This window comes from Aliiglaciecola sp. 3_MG-2023 (genome assembly GCF_030548205.1).
GTDB lineage: Bacteria > Pseudomonadota > Gammaproteobacteria > Enterobacterales > Alteromonadaceae > Aliiglaciecola.
This window is the reverse complement of sequence record NZ_JAUORV010000044.1, coordinates 1-506: the sequence shown is the minus strand read 5'-3', so window position 1 is coordinate 506 and position 506 is coordinate 1. Positions and strand designations below refer to the sequence as shown.

General features: G+C 42.1%; 2 protein-coding genes. Both read right to left on the bottom strand.

Annotated elements, in window-relative coordinates; all coding sequences use genetic code 11:
- Positions 1-51 precede the first annotated feature (51 nt).
- Complete coding sequence (locus tag Q4574_RS21455) at positions 52-210, bottom strand: hypothetical protein (protein ID WP_303476527.1); 159 nt, start codon at positions 208-210, stop codon at positions 52-54.
- A gap of 40 nt (positions 211-250) precedes the next feature.
- Positions 251-409 (bottom strand): hypothetical protein, encoded by a 159-nt coding sequence (locus tag Q4574_RS21450; RefSeq protein WP_303476527.1) that lies wholly within the window; start codon positions 407-409, stop codon positions 251-253.
- Between the last annotated feature and the right edge of the window lie 97 nt (positions 410-506).

Genomic DNA, 506 nt, shown 5'->3' with positions numbered 1-506 from the left:
TTGTGTTTCATGGTCTTTCCTTACTTTAATTAATGGGTTAGTGGTGTTTAGTTAGCTGAAAAAATCAAGAATGTTGCCATACCAGCTGCTGGTTTCTTCAGTTCCAATGGGTGGCTTTTGTTTAGAGCCAGCGTGTGCCTGAGTGGCAGCAACAGAAGTGGTGAGGGCTATTGTCAGCATAGCGGCTTTGATAAGCGTGTTGTGTTTCATGGTCTTTCCTTACTTTAATTAATGGGTTAGTGGTGTTTAGTTAGCTGAAAAAATCAAGAATGTTGCCATACCAGCTGCTGGTTTCTTCAGTTCCAATGGGTGGCTTTTGTTTAGAGCCAGCGTGTGCCTGAGTGGCAGCAACAGAGGTAGTGAGTGCTATTGTCAGCATAGCGGCTTTGATAAGCGTATTGTGTTTCATGGTCTTTCCTTACTTTAATTAATGGGTTAGTGGTGTTTAGTTAGCTGAAAAAATCAAGAATGTTGCCATACCAGCTGCTGGTTTCTTCAGTACCAAT

What these genes read in the sequence shown, in the direction of transcription:
- Q4574_RS21455 (WP_303476527.1), bottom strand. Translation starts at nt 210, where the DNA reads ATGAAACACAACACGCTTATCAAAGCCGCTATGCTGACAATAGCCCTC.
- Q4574_RS21450 (WP_303476527.1), bottom strand. Translation starts at nt 409, where the DNA reads ATGAAACACAATACGCTTATCAAAGCCGCTATGCTGACAATAGCACTC.